The 19,817-nt window shown below is 62.4% G+C and carries 21 protein-coding genes; 2 read left to right on the top strand and 19 right to left on the bottom strand.

The annotated features are described in order from the left end of the window. Positions 1–69 precede the first annotated feature (69 nt). A complete protein-coding gene (locus tag CBW50_RS19875) occupies positions 70–873 on the top strand; it encodes a metallophosphoesterase family protein (RefSeq protein WP_086147148.1) in 804 nt (267 codons plus the stop codon). Here CBW50_RS19875 and CBW50_RS19870 read toward each other — a convergent pair. Then, positions 870–1,397: a dihydrofolate reductase family protein gene (locus CBW50_RS19870; protein WP_086147147.1), complete on the bottom strand. Its 528-nt coding sequence runs from the start codon at positions 1,395–1,397 to the stop codon at positions 870–872. The genes CBW50_RS19875 and CBW50_RS19870 overlap by 4 nt on opposite strands. Positions 1,398–1,438: 41 nt before the next feature. Between CBW50_RS19870 and CBW50_RS19865 the strand changes: the two genes are divergently transcribed. Further along, entirely contained in the window at positions 1,439–2,026 is a 588-nt protein-coding gene (locus CBW50_RS19865; protein WP_172404829.1) for a TetR/AcrR family transcriptional regulator, read from the top strand. On the opposite strand, the gene CBW50_RS19860 is transcribed toward CBW50_RS19865, so the two are convergent. From CBW50_RS19860 to CBW50_RS19775, 18 genes are all read right to left on the bottom strand, one after another. After that, positions 2,023–2,802: an enoyl-CoA hydratase gene (locus CBW50_RS19860; RefSeq protein ID WP_086147145.1), complete on the bottom strand. Its 780-nt coding sequence runs from the start codon at positions 2,800–2,802 to the stop codon at positions 2,023–2,025. The two genes, CBW50_RS19865 and CBW50_RS19860, sit on opposite strands and share 4 nt — an antisense overlap. Positions 2,803–2,895: 93 nt before the next feature. Then, positions 2,896–4,092 carry an acetyl-CoA C-acyltransferase gene (locus tag CBW50_RS19855; RefSeq protein WP_077398997.1) on the bottom strand — a complete coding sequence of 399 codons (1,197 nt, stop codon included), beginning with the start codon at positions 4,090–4,092 and terminating at the stop codon, positions 2,896–2,898. Positions 4,093–4,152: 60 nt separating this feature from the next. Then, positions 4,153–4,650 (bottom strand): PaaI family thioesterase, encoded by a 498-nt coding sequence (locus CBW50_RS19850; protein WP_226936302.1) that lies wholly within the window; start codon positions 4,648–4,650, stop codon positions 4,153–4,155. 11 nt (positions 4,651–4,661) lie between these two features. Continuing rightward, positions 4,662–7,079 (bottom strand): 3-hydroxyacyl-CoA dehydrogenase/enoyl-CoA hydratase family protein, encoded by a 2,418-nt coding sequence (locus tag CBW50_RS19845; protein WP_086147144.1) that lies wholly within the window; start codon positions 7,077–7,079, stop codon positions 4,662–4,664. A 14-nt stretch (positions 7,080–7,093) separates the two neighbouring features. Further along, on the bottom strand, positions 7,094–8,884 hold the full coding sequence (locus tag CBW50_RS19840) for an acyl-CoA dehydrogenase C-terminal domain-containing protein (RefSeq protein WP_034753387.1): 1,791 nt from the start codon (positions 8,882–8,884) through the stop codon (positions 7,094–7,096). Positions 8,885–8,964: 80 nt separating this feature from the next. Further along, positions 8,965–9,573, bottom strand: a complete 609-nt coding sequence (locus CBW50_RS19835; RefSeq protein ID WP_086147143.1) for a TetR/AcrR family transcriptional regulator — start codon at positions 9,571–9,573, stop codon at positions 8,965–8,967. 258 nt (positions 9,574–9,831) lie between these two features. After that, positions 9,832–10,221 carry an RNA-binding S4 domain-containing protein gene (locus CBW50_RS19830; RefSeq protein ID WP_086147142.1) on the bottom strand — a complete coding sequence of 130 codons (390 nt, stop codon included), beginning with the start codon at positions 10,219–10,221 and terminating at the stop codon, positions 9,832–9,834. Continuing rightward, positions 10,218–11,381 (bottom strand): cardiolipin synthase ClsB, encoded by a 1,164-nt coding sequence (gene clsB, locus CBW50_RS19825; RefSeq protein ID WP_086147141.1) that lies wholly within the window; start codon positions 11,379–11,381, stop codon positions 10,218–10,220. The genes CBW50_RS19830 and clsB overlap by 4 nt, the downstream gene beginning before the upstream one ends. 9 nt (positions 11,382–11,390) lie before the next feature. Then, positions 11,391–12,212 carry an endonuclease/exonuclease/phosphatase family protein gene (locus tag CBW50_RS19820; protein ID WP_086147140.1) on the bottom strand — a complete coding sequence of 274 codons (822 nt, stop codon included), beginning with the start codon at positions 12,210–12,212 and terminating at the stop codon, positions 11,391–11,393. Positions 12,213–12,285: 73 nt separating this feature from the next. Next, the gene (locus CBW50_RS19815; protein ID WP_086147139.1) at positions 12,286–12,579 is read right to left on the bottom strand and encodes a hypothetical protein; all 294 of its coding nucleotides are present in this window, start codon (positions 12,577–12,579) and stop codon (positions 12,286–12,288) included. A 19-nt stretch (positions 12,580–12,598) separates the two neighbouring features. Then, positions 12,599–13,063 (bottom strand): dihydroneopterin triphosphate diphosphatase, encoded by a 465-nt coding sequence (gene nudB, locus CBW50_RS19810; RefSeq protein ID WP_086147138.1) that lies wholly within the window; start codon positions 13,061–13,063, stop codon positions 12,599–12,601. 84 nt (positions 13,064–13,147) lie between these two features. Next, the gene (gene aspS / locus CBW50_RS19805; protein WP_172404828.1) at positions 13,148–14,950 is read right to left on the bottom strand and encodes an aspartate--tRNA ligase; all 1,803 of its coding nucleotides are present in this window, start codon (positions 14,948–14,950) and stop codon (positions 13,148–13,150) included. A gap of 63 nt (positions 14,951–15,013) precedes the next feature. Further along, positions 15,014–15,655 (bottom strand): DUF502 domain-containing protein, encoded by a 642-nt coding sequence (locus CBW50_RS19800; RefSeq protein ID WP_086147136.1) that lies wholly within the window; start codon positions 15,653–15,655, stop codon positions 15,014–15,016. A gap of 36 nt (positions 15,656–15,691) precedes the next feature. Continuing rightward, a complete protein-coding gene (locus tag CBW50_RS19795; RefSeq protein ID WP_086147135.1) occupies positions 15,692–16,000 on the bottom strand; it encodes an FmdB family zinc ribbon protein in 309 nt (102 codons plus the stop codon). 89 nt (positions 16,001–16,089) lie between these two features. Then, a complete protein-coding gene (locus CBW50_RS19790; RefSeq protein ID WP_086147134.1) occupies positions 16,090–16,692 on the bottom strand; it encodes a methyltransferase in 603 nt (200 codons plus the stop codon). Between the two features lie 18 nt (positions 16,693–16,710). After that, the gene (gene ubiB / locus CBW50_RS19785; protein WP_086147133.1) at positions 16,711–18,282 is read right to left on the bottom strand and encodes a ubiquinone biosynthesis regulatory protein kinase UbiB; all 1,572 of its coding nucleotides are present in this window, start codon (positions 18,280–18,282) and stop codon (positions 16,711–16,713) included. Next, positions 18,279–18,917: an SCP2 domain-containing protein gene (locus tag CBW50_RS19780; RefSeq protein WP_226936332.1), complete on the bottom strand. Its 639-nt coding sequence runs from the start codon at positions 18,915–18,917 to the stop codon at positions 18,279–18,281. The genes ubiB and CBW50_RS19780 overlap by 4 nt, the downstream gene beginning before the upstream one ends. 149 nt (positions 18,918–19,066) lie before the next feature. Further along, positions 19,067–19,817 (bottom strand): Tim44 domain-containing protein (locus CBW50_RS19775; RefSeq protein ID WP_086147177.1); only part of this gene is annotated, 751 nt, incomplete at its 5' end.

The following is a 19,817-nucleotide window of genomic DNA, read 5'->3' as shown; positions in this document are numbered from 1 at the left end:
GGACGGGCGCAGCGACTTGCGCTACGATAGAGGCCCCTATACTGCCGCGCGCCCTGCCGCCTTCTTGCCATGCGTTTGCTGATCCTGTCCGACCTGCACCTGGAAGTCTGGGGTGCCGACACGCCCGCCATCGACCTTGCCGCCAGCCGCCCCGACGCGGTGATCCTGGCCGGCGACATCGACACGGGCAGCAATGCCATCGCCTGGGCCGCGCGCACTTTCGGCGCCCTGCCCGTGCTGTACGTGCACGGCAATCACGAGGGCTATGGGCACCAGCTCGAACACATGCAGGACGCCGTGCGCGACGCCTGTGCCAGCGCCAATGCCCATGGCGCCAATATCGGCCTGCTCGACGGCGACGCCGTAGTGCTCGACGGCGTGCGTTTTCTCGGCATGACGCTGTGGACGGATTTTTTACTCTTCGGTGCGGAGCGCCAGGAAGAAGCCATGCAGGCGGCGCAAGCCTACATGCCCGACTACAAGCGCATCAGCACGGGCGGCGACGCGCCGCGCCTCTTGTGCGCCAGCGATACGGCGCAGCTGCACGCGCAGCACCGCTCCTGGCTGGAGCGGCAGCTGGCGCAACCGTTCGCCGGCAAGACAGTCGTCATCACGCACATGGCGCCATCGATGCTGTCGGTGGACGCGCAATATGCGACGAACCTCGGTTCGCCCGCTTTCGCCTCGCAGCTCGACGACCTGGTAGCCCAGGCCGACCTGTGGGTGCATGGCCACATGCATGCCTCGCTCGACTACCAGATAGGCGAATGCCGCGTCGTCTGCAACCCCTGCGGCTACAAGCGTCCCGACGGCACGCCGGAAAATGAACGCTACGATTCCGGCTTCATCGTCGACATCGCCAGCGCGGTTTAATTTTTTCGATAGCGCAGCTGTACCACGCCGCTGGGCAGCTGGCGCGTGCCGTCCAGGCGCCAGTCGCTGCGCGGCAAGCCGTCCTCGAACAGGCGCACGCCGCGCCCCAGCACCACGGGCAGCACGGACAGAATCAGGCTGTCGATGACGCCCTCGCGCAAGCCGGCGCGGATGACGGCGCCGCCATCGAGATACACGTGGCGGCAACCCTCCCCTGCCAGTTCCTCCAGTACTGACCGCACACTGCCTTCGCGGCGCTGCTCGCCATGCCGCGGCGCGAAATCGCGGTGGCTCAGCACCACCACGCGCTTGCCCGCATACGGCCACGGCGAAAAATCCAGCACGGCGTCATAGGTGGTGCGGCCGATCAGCAAGGTATCGACCTGCGCCATCAAGGCCGTGTAGCCGGTGGCCTCGGGCGTATCGGGCGCCAATTCGGCCAGCCAGGACAGGTCGCCGTTTTCTCCCGCGATGCAGCCGTCGATGCTGATGCCGAGAAAAACGCTGACAGAAGTTTTTTTCATGGGTGTGCCTTCATTTAATTCTACAGTGTAGAATTATGCCAATGAAATCGACAAAACTTCAAGCCATTGAAAATCCCGCGCGCCGCGCGGGCCGCCCCCGCCGCGCCGCGCCCGCGCTGGACGGCGATACCATCCTGCAGGCTGCCCTGGCTCTGCTGGAAAAACAAGGCGAAGCGTTTTCCATGCGCGCGCTGGCGCAAAGCCTGGGCGTCGACGCCATGGCCCTGTATCACTACTATGCGGGGAAAGATGAATTATTGCTGGCCTTGATGGCGCAGCGTTTTGCCGCGCTCGATCCGCGCCAGCCGCCGTTTACGCGGCGCCAAACGCCCCAGCGGCGCCTGCTCGCGCTGTGCGCACTGTACCTGGAACTGGTCAGCGCCACGCCGTATTTCGTGCGCCTGATGGCGCGCGGACTCGTGACGCAAGCCGACGTGGCAGAGCGGTTTACGGCGCTGTTCGAGCTGGCCCTGGAGGGCCTTGATCTGCCGCAAAATATCCAGCTGCGTGGCCGCGATGCGCTCGTCGATTTTTTGCACGGCTATGCGCTGGCGGGCAGGCCGGCCGGCGAGACGCGGTGGCACGCCTCGATTTCTCTGATCCTGGCCGGCATGCGCACAAGCGCTTAATTGAACTTCTTGAAATCCGGCTTGCGTTTTTCAAAGAAGGCAGTAAACGCTTCCTTCGCCTCGGCGCCGCCCAGCATGGCGCTGAACAGCTTGTTTTCGTCGGCGATAGCTGCCTTCATCGGCTCCATGCGGCTTTGCTTCATCAGGCGCTTGGTGGCGCGGATGGACGCGGCTGGCAATGCCACCAGCTTGGCGGCCTGGCCTTGCGCGAACGTCATCAGCTCGTACAGGGGCACGACTTTCGACACCAGGCCCATTTCCAGCGCTTCGCTGGCGGGGAACGCTTCGCCCAGCATCAGCTTTTCCGCCGCGCGCGGATAGCCGGCCAGTTGCGTGAGCAGCAGGCTGGAGCCGAATTCCGGGCACAGGCCCAGCTGCGTGAACGGCATCGAGAAGCTGGCGTTGTCGGCCGCGTAGACGAGGTCGCAGTGCATCAGCAAAGTCGTGCCGATGCCGATGGCGGGGCCGGAGACGGCCGCCACCACGGGTTTGCTGCTGCCATACAGGGCGCGCATGAACTGGAACACGGGGCGGTCATGGTCGAGCGAGCCATCCTTCGGACGCGCCGTCTTCATGAAGTCATCGAGGTCGTTACCGGCCGTGAAAATCTCGCGCTTGCCGCAGATCAGGATGGCGCGCACGTCATCGTCCGTCTCCGCCGCCACCAGCGCGTCGGCCAGGGTCTGGTACATGGCGCCCGTGATCGCATTCTTGCGTTCCAGGCGGTTGAATTCCAGGGTCAGAACACCCTCGCTCTTGCTGCACAAAATATCCATGTCGTCTCCAAAAGATAAAGGGCGCCGAGATATCCCCAGCGCCCAGGTTCTGACTAATCTTATCTGACCACTGACGTCACGACGCCTGTGTCATCAAACGCGTTCGAAGATGCCTGCCGCGCCCATGCCGGCGCCCACGCACATCGTCACCATGCCGTACTTCTGCTTGGTGCGCTGCAGCGCGTGGATCACGGTGGCGGCGCGGATGGCGCCGGTGGCGCCCAGCGGGTGGCCCAGGGCGATCGCGCCGCCCATCGGGTTGACCTTCGATGGATCCAGGCCCAGGTCGCCGATGACGGCCAGCGCCTGTGCGGCAAACGCTTCATTCAGCTCGATCCAGTCCAGCTGGTCTTGCGTGATGCCGGCGGCGGCGCACGCTGCTGGAATGGCGAATTTCGGACCGATGCCCATGATTTCCGGCGGCACGCCGCGCACGGCGAACGACGAGAACTTCGCCAGCGGGGTCAGGTTATGCTCGCGCAAAATCTTCTCGCTGACGATCAAGAGCGCGCCGGCGCCGTCGGACATCTGCGAGCTGTTGGCGGCGGTCACGCTGCCCTTGGCGGCAAACACTGGCTTCAGTTTTGCCAGCGACTCCATCGACGAATCGGCGCGCGCGCCTTCATCCGTGTCGACGGTGCGGCGGCTCACATCAACCTGGCCGGTGGCCAGGTTCGGCGTGCGCGTGATGATTTCCACTGGCGTCGTTTCGGCCTTGAAGAAACCGGCTTGCTGCGCGGCGATGGCGCGGCGGTGCGATTCAACGGAGAACGCGTCCTGCTGTTCGCGCGACACTTTCCATTGCTGCGCCACTTTCTCGGCCGTCAGGCCCATGCCGTAGGCCATGCCGATGTTCTCGTCGCTGAACATGTCCAGGTTCATCGATGGGTGGTGGCCCATCATCGGCACCATCGACATCGATTCGATGCCGCCGGCGATCATGACGTCGGCTTCGCCCACGCGGATGCGGTCGGCCGCCATGGCAATGGCCGTGATGCCCGAGGCGCAGTAACGGTTGACGGTGACGCCGCCGACGGTTTTCGGCAAGCCTGCCAGCAGCACCGAGTTACGCGCGATATTGAAGCCCTGCTCCGCTTCCGGGAACGAGCAGCCGATGATGGCGTCGGTGATCAGCGCCGGGTCCAGGCCAGGCGCCTGCGCCAGGGCCGATTGCAGCACGCGCACCAGCAGGTCGTCCGGGCGGGTGTTCTTGAACATGCCGCGCGGCGCCTTGCCGATCGGGGTGCGGGTTGCAGAGACGATGTAGGCGTCTTGAAGTTGTTTGCTCATTTTATGCTTTCAAAGATGTTGAACGAGGTTCGTGTTCTGTCGAATGTCCGGGGTGGCGGTTTATCGCTTCTGCGACAAATACCAGTCCACCGTCACCTGTGCCGCCAGCGTGCCTTCACAGTCAAAAATATCGACTGCCACGGGAAACGCCACCTTGCCGTCCTGCGCCAGCTGCGCCTTCAGTGCGGCCAGGTCGCCCGGCACGCGGCCTTCGGCGCGCGTCGCGCCCCGGGCCACCTTCTGGTAGGCGATGCGCGACTCCTTGGCCACCGGGCGCAAGCCCAGTATCAGCTCGGCAAAGCCGCCAGCCATGGCCGCGCCGGAAGCCGTTTCGGCCAGGGTAAACAAGGCGCCCGCGTGCTGCGTGCCCAGGTGATTATGCAGTTTGGGATCGTCCGGCAGCGACACCTTCGAGGTGCCGGCGCCGATCTCGTCGATGCTGATCCCCAGCAGCCGCACGAAGGGCAAGGTGTCCATCATCTGTTGTTTGATACGGTCATACACCATGCTTGGCCTCACGCGCAGCAGTACTTTAAATACGAGGGACAGGATCGTCATCGACGTTGTGCTTAGTTGCGTACCGGCTTACCGGTCTGCATCATGCCCATGATCCGTTCCTGGGTTTTCGGATGGTTCAACAGCTCCAGGAATGCCTTGCGTTCCATATCCAGCAGCCACTGCTCGCTGACGAAGCTGCCCTGGTCCACGTCGCCGCCCGATACGATCTCGGCGATCATCTCGCCCAGCTTGAAATCGTGCGCCGAGATGAAGCCGCCGTCGCGCATATTGACCAGCTGCGCCTTGATGGTGCCCCAGCCGTAGCGGCCCGTCACCTGGATCAGCGACGGCAGTTGCGGACGGAAGCCCGCGTCGAACATGGCGCGCGCTTCGACCTTGGCCACGTGCAGCAGCTCGTAGGCGTTGAACACGATCACGTCGTCTTCCTTCAGGTAGCCCATCTTCTTCGCTTCCAGCGCCGATTTCGACACGTTGGCGGTGGCTGCGTTGGTAAAGCCCGTTTTCAGGAATTGCAGGATGTCGTTACCCTTGGCTTCCTTGTAGGCGCGCTGCGCCGCTTCCTTCAAGCCGCCGCCGGCAGGAATCAGGCCCACGCCCACTTCCACCAGGCCGATGTACGACTCGATCGAGGCCACGCGCTTGGACGCGTGCAGCGCCAGCTCGCAACCGCCGCCCAGCGCCAGGCCAGCGACCGCGGCGATCACCGGCACGTTCGCGTATTTCAGCGACATGAAGGTGTTCTGCAGTTCGGCGATGATAGGATCGACGGCTTTCACGCCGCCTTGCATGAAGGCCGGCAGGGCCGATTGCAGGTCGGCGCCGGCCGAGAAGGCGCCGCCTTCGGCTGCGTCGGCATGCCAGATCACCAGGCCCTTGAAGTTTTTCTCGGCTTCAGCCAGGGCCAGTTTCAGGCCATTGATCACGCCTTCGCCGATCACGTGCATCTTCGTCTTGAACGAGATGATCAGGACGTCGTCGCCCGTATGCCAGACGCGCACGGATTCGTCTTCGAAGACGGTGGTGCCGGCGGTCTTGCCGTCGATGGCGCCGCTGCCCAAGACCGGCGCGCGGAACGGCTGGCGGTCGTACACGGCCAGGCTGGAGCGGGGCACGAAGCTGTTCGATACGGCGGAATACGAACCTTCCGGCGTGTGCACGCCGCCCTTCTCAGCGACCGGACCTTCGAAGACCCAGGCAGGCAAAGGCGCATTGCACAGCGCATGGCCGGCGTCGATGTCTTCCTTGACCCAGTTGGCCACTTGCAGCCAGTTCGATGCCTGCCACGTTTCAAACGGACCGACGTTCCAGCCGAAGCCCCAGCGCATGGCGAAGTCGATGTCGCGCGCATTGTCGGCCACGGTGTCGAGGTGAATGGCGATGTAGTGGAAGGCGTCGCGGAAGATCGCCCACAGGAACTGGCCTTGCGGATTCGTCGACTCGCGCAGCGCCTTCATCTTCTTGACCGGATCCTTTTCCTTCAGGATGCGGGCGATGATGTCGGCTGCCTTGGCGCCGCCGGCCACGTATTCGCCGGTGGCAAAATCGAGACGTTGGATTTCCTTGCCGACCTTCTTGTAGAAGCCCGCGCCGCTCTTCTGGCCCAGCGCGCCCTTTTCCACCAGCTGCGCCAGCACGGCCGGCGTCTTGTAGACGGCGGCGAACGGGTCGTTCGGCAGGTAATCCTGCATGGTCTTGATCACATGGCCCATGGTGTCCAGGCCGACCACGTCCGCCGTGCGGAAGGTGCCCGACTTGGCGCGGCCCAGCTTGGAGCCGGTCAGGTCATCGACGACGTCCACGGACAGGCCGAATTTTTCCGCTTCGTGCACGATGGCCAGGATGCCGAACACGCCAACGCGGTTGGCGATGAAGTTCGGCGTGTCCTTGGCGCGCACGACGCCCTTGCCCAGGGTGGTGGTCAAAAAGCCTTCCAGCTGGTCGGCGATTTCCGGCTTGGTGAACGCGGTCGGGATGATCTCGACCAGGTGCATATAGCGCGGCGGATTGAAGAAGTGCACGCCGCAATAGCGCGATTTCAGGTCGGCGTCGAAGCCTTCGGCCAGCTTGGTGATCGACAGGCCCGAGGTGTTCGAGGCGAAGATCGCGTTCGGGCCGATGTGCGGGGCCACCTTCTGGTACAGGTCGTGTTTCCAGTCCATGCGCTCGGCGATGGCTTCGATGATCAGGTCGCAACCGGCCAGCAGGTCCAGGTTGTCTTCGTAGTTGGCTACCTGGATCAGCGCGGCGTCATCCTTGTTGCCCAGCGGCGCAGGCGACAGCTTTTTCAGGTTCTCGATGGCGCGCAGCACGATCGCGTTTTTATCCGTCCCGCCGGAGACATGCTCCGGCTTTGCAGGCAGGTCGAACAGCACGACCGGCACTTTCGCGTTGATGCAATGGGCGGCGATCTGCGCGCCCATCACGCCGGCGCCGAGGACGGCTACTTTTTTAACGATGAAATTGGTCATATTTTCCTCAAGTCTTAGAACAGGTCTGCGTCGAGTGCCATCAGGTTGGCCGAACCGGAACGCGCCTGACGGATCAGGGTTGCCGTCTCAGGCTGCAAGCGGGCGAAGTAGAAACGTGCGGTAGCCAGTTTGGCGGTGTAGAACTTGTCGCCGCTGGACTCTTTTTCGAGGGCGATCTTGGCCATCTGCGCGAACAGGTAGCTGTAGATCATGTGGCCGACGACGCGCAGGTAAGGCACGCAGGCCGCGCCCACTTCGTCAGGATTCTGGAAGGCCTTCATGCCGATTTCCATGGTCAGCTTGGTGACTTTGTCGCCCAAATCGCCCAGTGGGGTGACGAATTCGCTCATCGCTTCATCGGTGCCGTTGTCTTCGACGAAAGCCTTGATTTTTTCGCCGAACTTGCGCAGCTTGGCGCCGTTGTCGCCGAGGATCTTGCGGCCCAGCAGGTCCAGCGACTGGATCGTGTTCGTGCCTTCGTAGATCATGTTGATGCGCGCGTCGCGCACATACTGCTCCATGCCCCATTCCGAGATGTAGCCGTGGCCGCCGAACACTTGCATCGCGTCCGAGGTGGCGATCCAGGCGTTGTCGGTAATAAAAGCCTTGATGACGGGCGTCAGCAGCGCCACTTCGTCGGCCGCTTCCTTGCGCACGTCGGCGTCCGGGTGGTGCAGTTCGCGGTCGATCTGCAGCGCCACGTACGAAGTGAAGGCGCGCGCGCCTTCGGCGTAGGCTTTGCCCGTCAACAGCATGCGGCGCACGTCAGGGTGCACGATGATGCGGTCGGCCGGCAGTTCCGGGTTCTTGATGCCGGACAGCGAACGCATTTGCGTGCGGTCCTTGGCGTAGATCAGCGCGTTCTGGTAGGCGATTTCCGTCAGGCCCAGCGACTGCATGCCCACGCCCAGGCGGGCCGCGTTCATGAAGACGAACATGGCGTTGAGGCCCTTGTTCGGCTGGCCGATGATCCAGCCTTTTGCGCCGTCCAGGTTCATCTGGCAGGTCGAATTGCCGTGGATGCCCATTTTTTCTTCGATGGCGCCGCAGGTGATCGGGTTGCGTTCGCCGACCGTGCCATCCGCGTTCGGCAGGAATTTCGGCACCAGGAACAGCGAGATGCCTTTCGAGCCTTCCGGCGCGTCCGGCACGCGGGCCAGCACCAGGTGCAGGATGTTTTCCGCCATGTCGTGCTCGCCGGCGGAGATGAAGATCTTGTTGCCGGTGATGGTCCAGGAACCGTCCGCCTCAGGCAATGCCTTCGAGCGCAGCAGGCCCAGGTCGGTGCCGCAGTGCGGTTCGGTCAGGCACATGGTGCCCGTCCATTCACCCGACACCAGCTTCGGCAGGTAGACTTCCTTCTGGTGGTCGGTGCCGTGCTCCTTCAGGCACTCGTAGGCGCCGTGCGACAGGCCAGGGTACATGGACCAGGCCTGGTTCGACGAGTTCAGCATTTCATAGAAGGAATTGTTCAGCACGACAGGCAAGCCCTGGCCGCCGTATTCCGGATCGCACGCCAGTGCTGCCCAGCCGCCTTCGACGTACTGCTTGTAGGCTTCTTTAAAACCTTTGGGCGTGGTCACGCTCTTCGTGACGGGGTCGTGGTGGCAGCCTTCGCGGTCGCCGGAGTGGTTCAGCGGGAACAATACTTCGGAAGTGAATTTGCCGCCCTCTTCCAGCACCTGGTTGATGATGTCGGCGTCGACGTCGGCGTACGACGGCATTTGCTTCAGTTCTTCTTCCACTTGCAGGAACTCGTGCAGGACGAATTGCATATCCCGGATTGGCGCGACGTATTGACCCATAATTTTCTCCTGAAGGCGTTTAGCTAAAGTGTTTTACTTGTGAACTGCTTGTTCGTTGCTGCGGATAATTCCTGGACTGCTTATTCCTTGCTGACTGCGGCCGGATTCTGGTACGACGCCAGCAGGCGCACAAAGCCTGCCTGCGCCCGTTCGATGCTGCCGGGCACGCGCAGGAAGCGCGCATCATGATGCAGGGCCAGGATCAGGCCATACATCTCGTACACCAGCTGCTGCGCGTCCGTGTCCGCCTTCAGGTCGCCCGTGGCGATCGATTGCTCGACACAGCGCAGCAACGCGCCCTGCCAGGCCCGCACCATGGCCACCAGGGCCTCGCGGATGGGACCGGGACGGTCGTCATACTCGACGGCGCCGCTGATATAGATGCAGCCGGAAGCGATTTCCACGCTGACCCGCTTGACCCAGCGCGCAAACATCGATTGCAGACGCTGGATGCCGCGCGGTTCTTTCATGCTGGGGAAAAAGACTTCTTGCTCGAAACGGTAGTGGTAGAGCTTCAGCACTTCCATCTGCAAGTCTTCGCGCGAACCAAAGTGGGCAAACACGCCCGACTTGCTCATGTTCATTTTGTCCGCAAGCAGCCCAATGGTCAGGCCTTCCAGGCCGTCACGGCTGGACAGGTCCAGCGCCACGTCGAGGATGGCGGCACGGGTCAGTTCGCCCTTGCGCATGAATTTGACTGAAGTATTCAAGAGGTCCGTTCTAAAAGTGATGTTGCCGATCTGGCGGACTGGAACGCGGGGTAAAAAAAGCACGCTCCGAAAAAATCCGAACGCTCGTACTATTATCCACTACCACGTAAAAGTCAAACGGGAACTTTAGAGCCGGCGTTCTATTGGTGCGGTGCAGCATTTTTAGGCCAAGTGTTTATGGCAATGTCAGGCAGGCAAAAGCGGTGGACGCCCTTGCCTTACAGCAACAAGCGCACCTCAGGACAGGTCGCCCGCCTTGCTCAGTTGACGGCGGTCGCGCTTGGTCGGACGCCCCTTGATGGTGCTGCCCGGCTCGCGGAACAGCTTGCGTTCCTGCGCCAGCTGCTCGCGGCGGGCGACGCTGGCCGGCGTTTCGCCATACAGCAGGCGCGCCACGGGAGCCGCGCCGCGCTTGTCGGACAGGCCCAGCACGGCCACTTCCCACGTCTCCGCGCCATTGTCGATGGCCAGCTCGTCGCCCACGCGCACGCTGCGCGCCGGTTTCACGCGCTCGCCGCCCACTTTGACCTTGCCCGTGTCGACGGCCTCGCTGGCCAGCGAGCGCGTCTTGAAGAAGCGCGCCGCCCACAGCCACTTGTCCAGCCTGACCGTTGTCATTTCATTCATGCGTACTTGCCTACTGAAAAAATGCGCATCACCAGCCGGTACACGAGGAAGGCGGCCTCATAGCCGATGCGACGGAAACGGCCAATGTGCTTGAAATCATCCTGGTGGATCACGATGCCGTCGGCGATGCCCTGTTCTATATGCTGGCGCAGGCTTTGCGCAAACGCAACGTCCTTGATCACCACGTTGGCTTCCTGGTTCAGGAACAGGCTCAGCGCGTCAATATTGCTGGACCCCACCGTAGCCCAGTCATCGTCGACGACGGCCACCTTGGCGTGCAGCTGCGTCTTGCGGTACTCGACGATCTTTACGCCGGCGGCCAGCAGTTTCGGATAAAACGAGTGCGCCACGGCATCCTGCATGCGGAACTCGCCCACGCCGATCAGGAGCACCACGTCAACGCCCCGCTGGGCCGCCTGGGCCAGGGCCTGGCGCAGCTTGTGCCCGGGCGCGAAATACGGGTTGGCCAGCATCACGCTCTTGCGCGCCTGGCCCAGCGCCTGCAGGTAGGCGCGCTGGATGGTGCGGCGGTTGCGCAGGTTGTCGCGCACGACAAAGCCGGCCACGACGGGGTTCTTCGCCAGTTCCTTGCTGACCACGCGCATCTTGCGATACAGCTTGATACGCCGCACCAGGTTCATCTTGCCCAGGCGCGCCCACTGCGCCTGCGCTTCCTCATGGATGGCGTCCACCAGCGGGCCCCGCACCTGCACGGCGAAATCCCAGCGCGGCGCTTCCAGGCTGATGCTGTGGTCGTAGTCGCAAAACATGTCGTCGTTGATGTTGATGCCGCCCACCAGGGCCACTTCGAAGTCGACGACGCAGATCTTGCGGTGCGTGCGCGTGATGCCGCGCCGGAACCACGGGTTGAAGATGCGGTGATGCACGCCGGCCGCTTCCAGCTGCGCGTGCATGGCATTGACGCGGCGGTTGCCGGTGCCGAACCAGTCCGTGATCATGCACACCAGCACGCCGCGCGCGGCCGCGCGCTTGAGCGCGTCGAGCACCAGGGTGCCCGTGGCGTCGTCAGCGAAGATATAGGTTTCGAAATAGACTTCCGTGCGCGCGCCGTCGATGGCCGCGATCAAGGCTGGGAAGTAATCAGTGCCGCAATACAGCAGCTGGATGTCGTTGTGGGCGGTGAAATTGACTGATCGCATGCCGGCAGTCTACGCGAGTTTCAAAGCGGCAACGATCGGCGCGTGGTCCGACAGTTTCGCCCACAGGGTGCCATGCATCACTTGTGCGCCTTCCACATGGAAACCGCGCACATAGATGCGGTCCAGGCGGAACCACGGCAAGGCGGCGGGAAAGGTGCGCGCCGGCACGGGCACGGGTGTTTTCGTCTGGCGCCGCGCCAGGGTGCGCACGAGGTCGCCCAGGGCCGAGTTCGACGCGCGCTGGTCGAATACTTCCACCACGCCGAGCGCATTGCGCAGCTTGTCGCTGAGCGTGTTGCGCCAGTCGTTGAAATCGCCGGCGATGATGACGGGTTCGCCGTTCGGCGCCGATTCCATTACGGCGTCGATCAGCGCCTGCGTCTGCCGTCCCCGCCCCGATTCGAACAGGCCCAGGTGGACCACGTAGCAGTGCACGTCCGCCTGCGGCGTGTTGAGCACGCAATGCAGGATGCCACGCTGCTCGTAGGCATGGTCGGAGACGTCGTGGTTGGTTTGCGAGGCGATGGGAAATTTGCTGAGCAAGGCGTTGCCATGGTGACCATGGTCATACACGGCATTCATGCCATACGCGGAATGGTGTTCCGCGCCGGCAAAGAATTCATGCTGCGACGCTTCCGGCCAATGCTTGTGGCCGTTTTTCTCGGCACCATAGCGGGCCGCATTGCGGTCATGCTTGCCCTGCACTTCTTGCAGGAAGACAACATCGGCATGGAACAGGGCAATCGCCTGTTTTAAAGCATGCACGCGGGGCAGGCCTCGCACGGAGGAGACACCCTTGTGTATATTATAAGTTGCTACGCGGATTTTCATGCATTGATTCTACTCCCAGACGTCCCCCGCGCGGCGCCCCGGTAGGTGCGCGTTCGCACCTAAACGCACACAATCACGCCAGCATGCGGCCCACGCCCGCCGTCACGCTCACGCACAAGGCCGTAATACCGGCCGCCCAGACGATCTTGACCAGCAATGGTGCGCCGCGCCAGGCCACCGTGCGCTTGCCCTTGGCAAAGGCGCCCGGATGCAGCAGCCAGCCGATCGCCATCAGCGGCATGCCGATGGGCGGCGTGCGGCCGGGCACGGTGGAGCTGAACAACAGGAAAATAAAGCACAGGCAAAAAACGATGCCCAGGGTGCCCAGCAGTTTTTGCTGCGCAGTCAGATGTAACCAGTTCAACATGGAATGCTTTCTAGGGAAATTAGGTGGGGCGCGCCAGGCCCGTCATGGCCGGCAATTGCAGGATCGCTTCCGCGTTGGAGGAAGAAAAACAGCGGTCGGCCGCCGCCAGATACGGCAGCCATGCATACTGCAGGTGCTCGCGCGGGCTCAGGGTGATGGTGATGTCGCGCGGCACTTGCACGCTGAACACATGTTCCGTGTTGCGCGTCACGCCGGGCGCATAGCGGTGGCGCCAGATCGGGTAAATCTCATACACATTCGACAAGTTCCAGTCGCGCAGCACGATGTCGTGTCCATCGGCGACGATGCCGGTTTCCTCGGCCAGTTCGCGCGCGGCCGTCTGCAGCAGCGGTTCGTCGACGGCGTCGACGGAACCGGTCACCGATTGCCAGAAACCGGGCTGGCCAGCGCGCTCGATCAGCAAGACCTCAAGATCAGCCGTATGAATGACGACCAGCACGGAAACGGGAATTTTATGAGTCATATCAACAATGAAAAAGGCGCCACGACAGCGCCTTTTTTTGCATAGCGGATCAAACAGCGGCCGCCGGGGCAGCCGCATGCTTCATTACACTACTTTAGGCTCGGCGCCGCGCAAACGGATGTGCAGTTCGCGCAGTTGCTTCTCGTCCACTTCCGACGGCGCTTGTGTCAGCAGACACTGGGCGCGCTGGGTTTTCGGGAAGGCGATCACGTCGCGGATCGAATCGGAACCCGTCATCATGGTCACGATACGGTCCAGGCCGAATGCCAGGCCGCCATGCGGCGGCGCGCCGTATTGCAGGGCGTCGAGCAGGAAGCCGAACTTCAGCTGCGCTTCTTCCGCGTCGATCTTCAGTGCGCGGAAGACCTTGCTTTGCACTTCTTCGCGGTGGATACGGATCGAGCCGCCACCCAGTTCCCAGCCGTTCAGGACCATGTCGTAGGCCTTGGCGATGCAAGCGCCTGGATTGCTTTCCAGCATGTCTTCATGGCCGTCTTTCGGCGCCGTGAACGGATGGTGGGTCGCCGTCCAGCGGTCCGCTTCTTCGTCGTGCTCGAACATCGGGAAGTCGACCACCCACAATGGCTTCCACACGTCCTCGAACAGGCCGGCTTTCTTGCCGAAATCGCTGTGGCCGATCTTCACGCGCAGCGCGCCGATGGCGTCGTTGACGACCTTGGCCTTGTCGGCGCCGAAGAAGATCAGGTCGCCGTCTTGCGCGTTGGTCAGTTCGATGATCTGCGCCAATGCCGCGTCGTGCAGGTTCTTCACGATAGGCGATTGCAGGCCGTCGCGGCCCTTGGCTTTTTCATTGACCTTGATGTAGGCCAGGCCCTTGGCGCCGTAAATGGCGACAAATTGCGTGTAAGCATCGATTTCCGAGCGTGGCATGGCGCCGCCGCCTGGTACCAGCAAGCCGACGACGCGGCCGTTCGGCATGTTGGCCGCACCGGAGAAGACCTTGAAATCGACGTCTTTCATGACTTCGGTCAAGTCCGTGAAGGCCAGCTTGACGCGCATGTCCGGCTTGTCGGAGCCGTACAGGCCCATGGCCGTCGCGAAGTCCATGACCGGGAACGGGTTCGGCAGGTCGATGTTCAGCGTGTTCTTGAAGACGACGCGTATCATGTCTTCGAACAGGTCGCGGATTTCCTGTTCCGTCAGGAACGAGGTTTCGCAGTCGATCTGCGTGAATTCAGGCTGGCGGTCAGCGCGCAAGTCTTCGTCGCGGAAGCACTTGGTGATCTGGTAGTAACGGTCGAAGTTAGCAACCATCAACAGTTGCTTGAACAACTGTGGCGATTGTGGCAAGGCGAAGAAGTTGCCCGCGTTCACGCGCGACGGCACCAGATAATCGCGCGCGCCTTCCGGCGTCGACTTGGTCAGCATCGGCGTTTCGATGTCGATGAAGCCCAGCGCGTCGAGGTACTTGCGCACTTCCATCGTCACCTTGTAGCGCAGGCGCAGGTTGTTCTGCATTTGCGGGCGGCGCAGGTCCAGCACGCGGTGCGTCAGACGCGTCGTTTCCGACAGGTTGTCGTCATCGAGCTGGAACGGCACGGGCACGGACGGGTTCAGCACTTCCAGCTCCGAGCAGACCACTTCGATCTTGCCCGACTTCAGGTTGTTGTTGATCGTGCCTTCGATACGGTTGGTCACGACACCCGTCACGCGCAGGCAGAATTCATTGCGCACGGCTTCGGCGACCTTGAACATTTCCGCTTGTTCCGGGTTGCAGACGATTTGCACCAGGCCTTCGCGGTCGCGCAAGTCGATGAAGATCAGGCTGCCGTGGTCGCGGCGGCGATGTACCCAGCCGCACAGGCTGACGGTTTGTCCCAGCATGGCTTCGGTAACGAGGCCGCAGTATTCAGTACGCATAGACATAAAATTCTCAGTTCAGGTTAGTGAGTGTTCAATCCGGCCACGTCCCGCGCGGGACGCCTGCCTTTATTCTTTGGCTGCCGGGGCCGGTACAGCAACAACTTCCGCAGGCGCCACCACGCCCATCGAGACGATATATTTGAGCGCCGCGTCGACGCTCATGTCGAGTTCGACGACATCGCTGCGCTTCATCATCAGGAAAAAGCCTGACGTCGGATTCGGCGTCGTCGGCACGTACACGCTGACAAAGTCGCCCACCAGGTGGTTCGCCGCATCGCCGCCCGGCACGCCGGTCAGGAAAGCGATGGTCCAGGAGTTCTGGTGCGGATACGGCACCAGCACGGCCTTGCGAAAGGCATTGCCCGACGGGGAAAACAGGGTGTCCGATACTTGCTTGACGCTCGAATACAGGGAATTGACGATGGGTATGCGTTGCAGCAATTTTTCCCACAGTTTCACCACGTAATTGCCGACCAGGTTATTTGTCAGCAAGCCCGTGAAGAACACGATCAGTACCGTCAATACCGTGCCCAGGCCGGGAATGGTGCTCAGCGGGGGAACCTGGTGGCCGAACCAGACGCTGGGCTTCGTACTGCCGGGCACCAGCAGCAGCGACTGGTCCATCGTGCTGATGACCAGATTCAGGACCCAGGCCGTAATGGCCAGCGGTACCAAAATCAGTAATCCGGTAATAAAGTATTTACGCATCGGTTTCTCGGTAAGGGATCGTCTCGGCGGCGCTTTTCAGTCCGCTTTCGGCGCAGCGGCGGCGGCCGCCGGCGCAGGTGCAGCAACGGGCGCGCTCTCGGCAGCAGGAGCCGGCTTGGTGCTGTCGGCCGGGCCCGTCGGAATAGCCGTGGTGGGCGCCGTGCCGCCGCGGAAATCGGTCGCGTACCAGCCTGTGCCCTTTAATTGGAAACCGGCAGCCGTCAATTGTTTCTTGAAACTGGGCTTGCCGCACGACAGGCACACCGTCAGCACTGGATCGGAGATCTTTTGCAAGACATCCTTGGCAAAACCACACTCGTCACAACGGTAAGCGTAAATCGGCATCTCTACTCCGAGAAAATCATCAAAACCCTGAATTATAAAGCTTTTCCGCCATTCCCAGCGGAAAATGCCCGGCCGCGGCCTTTGCCGCCTCAGTCCGCCCGGCGCCGCCAGCTCATCCAGCGCTCCCGGCCCGCAAAGACGGCGATGGAATCGCTGACGGCTTCATCGGCCAGGCAATCGAAATGCGGCGCCAGCAAGGCGTTTAGTTGCTCACGAGAAATTCCGAACGGCGGTCCCTTGGCATTGTCGTCAAAGAAAAAGTAACCGGCCAGCATGGCGCCCGGCGCCAGCAGCTGCGCCCAGCGGGCCGCCACCTGGGGCCACATGGCGCGCGGCATGGCGCACAAAAAGGCCCGCTCATAGATCAGGTCCAGCGGCGCGTCCGGCTGCCAGGCAAAGAAATCGGCCTCCTCCACCTGCCCTGCCCGTTCGGCCAGTTGCCCGCGCGCGGCGGCCACGGCAGCCGGCGAAAAGTCGATGGCCGTGGCATCCCAGCCGTGATCCAGCATGAAAGCGAGCTCATAGGCGGAACCGCAGCCGGGAATCAGGCAGCGCAGCGGCGCCGGGCTGCCTGCCACGAAGCTGCGCAGCCGCGCGGGCACGCCGCCCTGGTCCCAGGGCGTGAATTGCTTTTCGAAGCGCTCGTCCCAGAAGGCGGGAGACAGCGGATCGCGGTTATGGAAGTCAGTCATCACTTACGTCCTCAGCCTTTAAAACGGCAATTGATGCCAGCGCATATACACTTGCAAGCCCAGCGCGCCCAGCGCAAAGGCGCCCACGAAGTACACGATAAAGCTCAGCAAGCGGTTTGTCTGGCGTTGCTCTGCGAGCAAGGTTTTCATCAGTTCCACATCGTTTTCACGCGGTTCGCCATGCACGGTCAAGGCCTGGTGCAGCAAGCGCGGCAGTTGTGGGAAGATGTGCGCATAGCGGGGCGCCTCGGCGCGCAGGCGCTCCATGAAGCCTTGCGGACCCACCTGGTTGCTCATCCATTTTTCCAGATACGGCTTGGCCGTCTGCCACAGGTCCAGCTCCGGGTCCAGCTGGCGCCCCAGGCCTTCGATATTGAGCAGGGTCTTTTGCAGCAGCACCAGTTGCGGCTGCACTTCCACGTTGAAGCGGCGCGAGGTCTGGAACAGCCGCAGCAGAACTTGTCCGAAAGAAATATCCTTCAGCGGACGGTCGAAGATCGGCTCGCAGCAGGCGCGCACGGCCGCTTCCAGCTCGTCCACGCGCGTATCCTTGGGCGCCCAGCCCGATTCGATGTGCGCCTCGGCCACGCGCTTGTAGTCGCGGCGGAAGAAGGCGAGGAAGTTTTGCGACAGATAATCCTTGTCGTAGTCGTTCAGGGTGCCGACGATGCCGAAATCGAGCGCGATGTAGCGGCCGAACGATGCGGGCGCGATCGACACGAGAATATTACCTGGGTGCATATCCGCGTGGAAAAAACCGTCGCGGAACACTTGCGTGAAGAAAATTTCCACGCCATCGCTGGACAGCTTGCGCAAATCCACGCCGGCGGCCACCAGGCGGTCGATCTGCGACACGGGAATGCCATACATGCGCTCCATGACGATGACGCTGCTGGAGCAATAATCCCAGTGCATTTCCGGCACCAGCAGCAAGTCCGAATTGGCGAAGTTGCGGCGCAGCTGGCTGGCGTTGGCCGCCTCGCGCATCAGGTCCAGCTCGTCGTGCAGGTATTTGTCGAACTCGCCCACGACTTCCTTCGGTTTCAAACGCTTGCTGTCGGCCCACAGGCGGCTGATCCAGCCGGCCGCGATGTGCATCAGCGCCACGTCCTCGTCGATCAGCTTTTTCATGCCTGGACGCAAGACCTTCACGGCCACTTCCTTGCCGTCCTTCAAGGTAGCAAAATGCACCTGGGCAATCGAGGCGGACGCCACCGGCTCACGCTCGAAGCGGGCAAACAGCTGATCGGGATGCGCGCCCAGCGATTTGGTGATCTGCGCGATGGCCAGGTCGGAATCGAAGGGCGGGACCCTGTCCTGCAAGCGCGCCAGTTCCTCGGCGATATCGGGCGGCATCAGATCGCGCCGCGTCGACAGCACCTGGCCGAATTTGACGAAAATCGGGCCCAGCTCTTCCAGCGCCAGGCGCAGGCGCAGGCCCCGTGGCGACGACAGGTCGCGCCAGAAAATCAGGGTGTCGATCAGCTTGGCGGTGCGGGGAACTTGCAGACCAGAAATCGCTATCTCATCCAGGCCGTACTTGATGGAAACACGGATGATTTTAAACAGGCGCAGGAATTTCAATATCATGTAGACAAATCCGGTGAGGAGGGCTGCGGCTGGGCGGCGGCGGCCGCCTTTTCCAGCCGGGCGAGGCGCTTGGCCAGGCGTTCGACGTCATCGCGCACGCGCGTCACGCCGGCGGAATAGTCGTGCAAGGTGGTGGGACGGATCAGCATGGGCTGTTCGTCCAGAAAGTATTCGGCCACGTTTTCCGCCAGCTTTTGCTGGCCCGTGCGGACAAACGCGACGGCGTCCCTGGCCCCGGCGACGAGGCGCGTGGCGAGGATGGGGCCGAGCAGCTTTTCCAGGTCGTGCTCGGCTTCCCAGCGCAAGCCCTGGCTCAATTGCGAAATCGCATTGGCAAACTCGGCATCGCCTTCAATTTTCACGTAGGAAAACGCCCGCTCGCGGTTTTGCAGGATCAGCGGCACATCGGACAATTTCACGCGGATGGTGACGCTGGCAGGCACGTCGGCCGGCGCGTTTTCCAGCAGGCCGGCGCTGTCGACGCGCATGCGCAAGGCCACGGCGCCCGCATCGATGCAGGCCAGCTTGCCGGCGTGCACGGCCAGCTGCTGGCGCGCCCATGGCTCCTGCGCCAGCAAATGGTTGATCGTCGCGATGACGGGAGTCATCAGGGAGATGTCGGAAAGTGGTGCCATCATGTGCTGCGCTTTGCGCGCCCTTAAAAAGAAAAAACCGCCCGTATGACAACGCGGGCGGTTCCGATCTTACCAGTTCAGCAGGAAATATCCCTCAAGCACCACGAATTGACCGTGGGCTTAAGCTGCTACTCAGGAAACTATTATCATCAACCCAACTGTTGAATACCTGCCAAGACCCAGCCGCTATTGCCGCTGACGGGTTTCGACATATTCCACACTTCCGCGAACGGTTCCGCCGCCGCGCCTGGCGCGGAGCGGATCATGCCCGTAAACTTCACGCTGGCCAGGTAATCGTTGACACTGGTCTCGATGCCCAGCAATTCGGCGTCGATGGTGACCACGTCCGTGAAATCGGCCTGCGCGCCCCGTTCCTGGATCTGCATGCGCAGTTCCGCATACACTTCCGGCGACGTGAATTCGCGGATATCGTTGATGTCCGCCTTGTCCCAGGCCGCTTGCAGGCGAATGAAGTTGCTTTTCGCGTGGCGCAGGAAGGCATCCTTGTCGAAGTCGGCAGGCACGCCCCATGGCGCGGCCGCAGGCGCCGGCTTGTCCAGGCCTACGCCGGACGAGACGGGCTGCAGCGGCGGCAGCGGCGGGATGCGCGAACCGATGTCGGGCACGTTGTTGACCGGTGCCGGCTGGTTGCCGCCAAAGCCCGCAAACGGCGCATTGCCGGCGCTGCTGTTACTGTCGCGCTTGCCGCGCACCATGCGGTAGATGAAGAAGGCCGCGCCGGCCAGCAAAGCCACCATCAGCAAGGTGCTGATCATGCTGGCCAGGGCACCGCCCAGGCCGAAATGCGACAGCAAGGCGCCCAGGCCCAGGCCCAGCAGTGCGCCGCCCAATAGCCCCTTCCAGCGGCTAGGCGCCTTGGCGGCGGGTGCCGGTGCGGGC

This window comes from Janthinobacterium sp. GW458P (genome assembly GCF_002127585.1).
Taxonomy (GTDB): domain Bacteria; phylum Pseudomonadota; class Gammaproteobacteria; order Burkholderiales; family Burkholderiaceae_D; genus Janthinobacterium.
The sequence above is the reverse complement of the archived record's forward strand: the minus strand, read 5'-3'. Positions and strand labels throughout refer to the sequence as shown.

What these genes read in the sequence shown, in the direction of transcription:
- CBW50_RS19845 (WP_086147144.1), bottom strand. Translation starts at nt 7,079, where the DNA reads ATGACCAATTTCATCGTTAAAAAAGTAGCCGTCCTCGGCGCCGGCGTG.
- CBW50_RS19815 (WP_086147139.1), bottom strand. Translation starts at nt 12,579, where the DNA reads ATGTTGAACTGGTTACATCTGACTGCGCAGCAAAAACTGCTGGGCACC.
- CBW50_RS19860 (WP_086147145.1), bottom strand. Translation starts at nt 2,802, where the DNA reads ATGGATATTTTGTGCAGCAAGAGCGAGGGTGTTCTGACCCTGGAATTC.
- CBW50_RS19855 (WP_077398997.1), bottom strand. Translation starts at nt 4,092, where the DNA reads ATGAGCAAACAACTTCAAGACGCCTACATCGTCTCTGCAACCCGCACC.
- CBW50_RS19870 (WP_086147147.1), bottom strand. Translation starts at nt 1,397, where the DNA reads ATGAAAAAAACTTCTGTCAGCGTTTTTCTCGGCATCAGCATCGACGGC.
- aspS (WP_172404828.1), bottom strand. Translation starts at nt 14,950, where the DNA reads ATGTCTATGCGTACTGAATACTGCGGCCTCGTTACCGAAGCCATGCTG.
- nudB (WP_086147138.1), bottom strand. Translation starts at nt 13,063, where the DNA reads ATGACTCATAAAATTCCCGTTTCCGTGCTGGTCGTCATTCATACGGCT.
- CBW50_RS19875 (WP_086147148.1), top strand. Translation starts at nt 70, where the DNA reads ATGCGTTTGCTGATCCTGTCCGACCTGCACCTGGAAGTCTGGGGTGCC.
- CBW50_RS19790 (WP_086147134.1), bottom strand. Translation starts at nt 16,692, where the DNA reads ATGACTGACTTCCATAACCGCGATCCGCTGTCTCCCGCCTTCTGGGAC.
- clsB (WP_086147141.1), bottom strand. Translation starts at nt 11,381, where the DNA reads ATGCGATCAGTCAATTTCACCGCCCACAACGACATCCAGCTGCTGTAT.
- CBW50_RS19865 (WP_172404829.1), top strand. Translation starts at nt 1,439, where the DNA reads ATGAAATCGACAAAACTTCAAGCCATTGAAAATCCCGCGCGCCGCGCG.
- CBW50_RS19795 (WP_086147135.1), bottom strand. Translation starts at nt 16,000, where the DNA reads ATGCCGATTTACGCTTACCGTTGTGACGAGTGTGGTTTTGCCAAGGAT.
- CBW50_RS19840 (WP_034753387.1), bottom strand. Translation starts at nt 8,884, where the DNA reads ATGGGTCAATACGTCGCGCCAATCCGGGATATGCAATTCGTCCTGCAC.
- ubiB (WP_086147133.1), bottom strand. Translation starts at nt 18,282, where the DNA reads ATGATATTGAAATTCCTGCGCCTGTTTAAAATCATCCGTGTTTCCATC.
- CBW50_RS19820 (WP_086147140.1), bottom strand. Translation starts at nt 12,212, where the DNA reads ATGAAAATCCGCGTAGCAACTTATAATATACACAAGGGTGTCTCCTCC.
- CBW50_RS19850 (WP_226936302.1), bottom strand. Translation starts at nt 4,650, where the DNA reads ATGACGATCCTGTCCCTCGTATTTAAAGTACTGCTGCGCGTGAGGCCA.
- CBW50_RS19780 (WP_226936332.1), bottom strand. Translation starts at nt 18,917, where the DNA reads ATGGCACCACTTTCCGACATCTCCCTGATGACTCCCGTCATCGCGACG.
- CBW50_RS19835 (WP_086147143.1), bottom strand. Translation starts at nt 9,573, where the DNA reads ATGCGCAAGGGCGAACTGACCCGTGCCGCCATCCTCGACGTGGCGCTG.
- CBW50_RS19800 (WP_086147136.1), bottom strand. Translation starts at nt 15,655, where the DNA reads ATGCGTAAATACTTTATTACCGGATTACTGATTTTGGTACCGCTGGCC.
- CBW50_RS19830 (WP_086147142.1), bottom strand. Translation starts at nt 10,221, where the DNA reads ATGAATGAAATGACAACGGTCAGGCTGGACAAGTGGCTGTGGGCGGCG.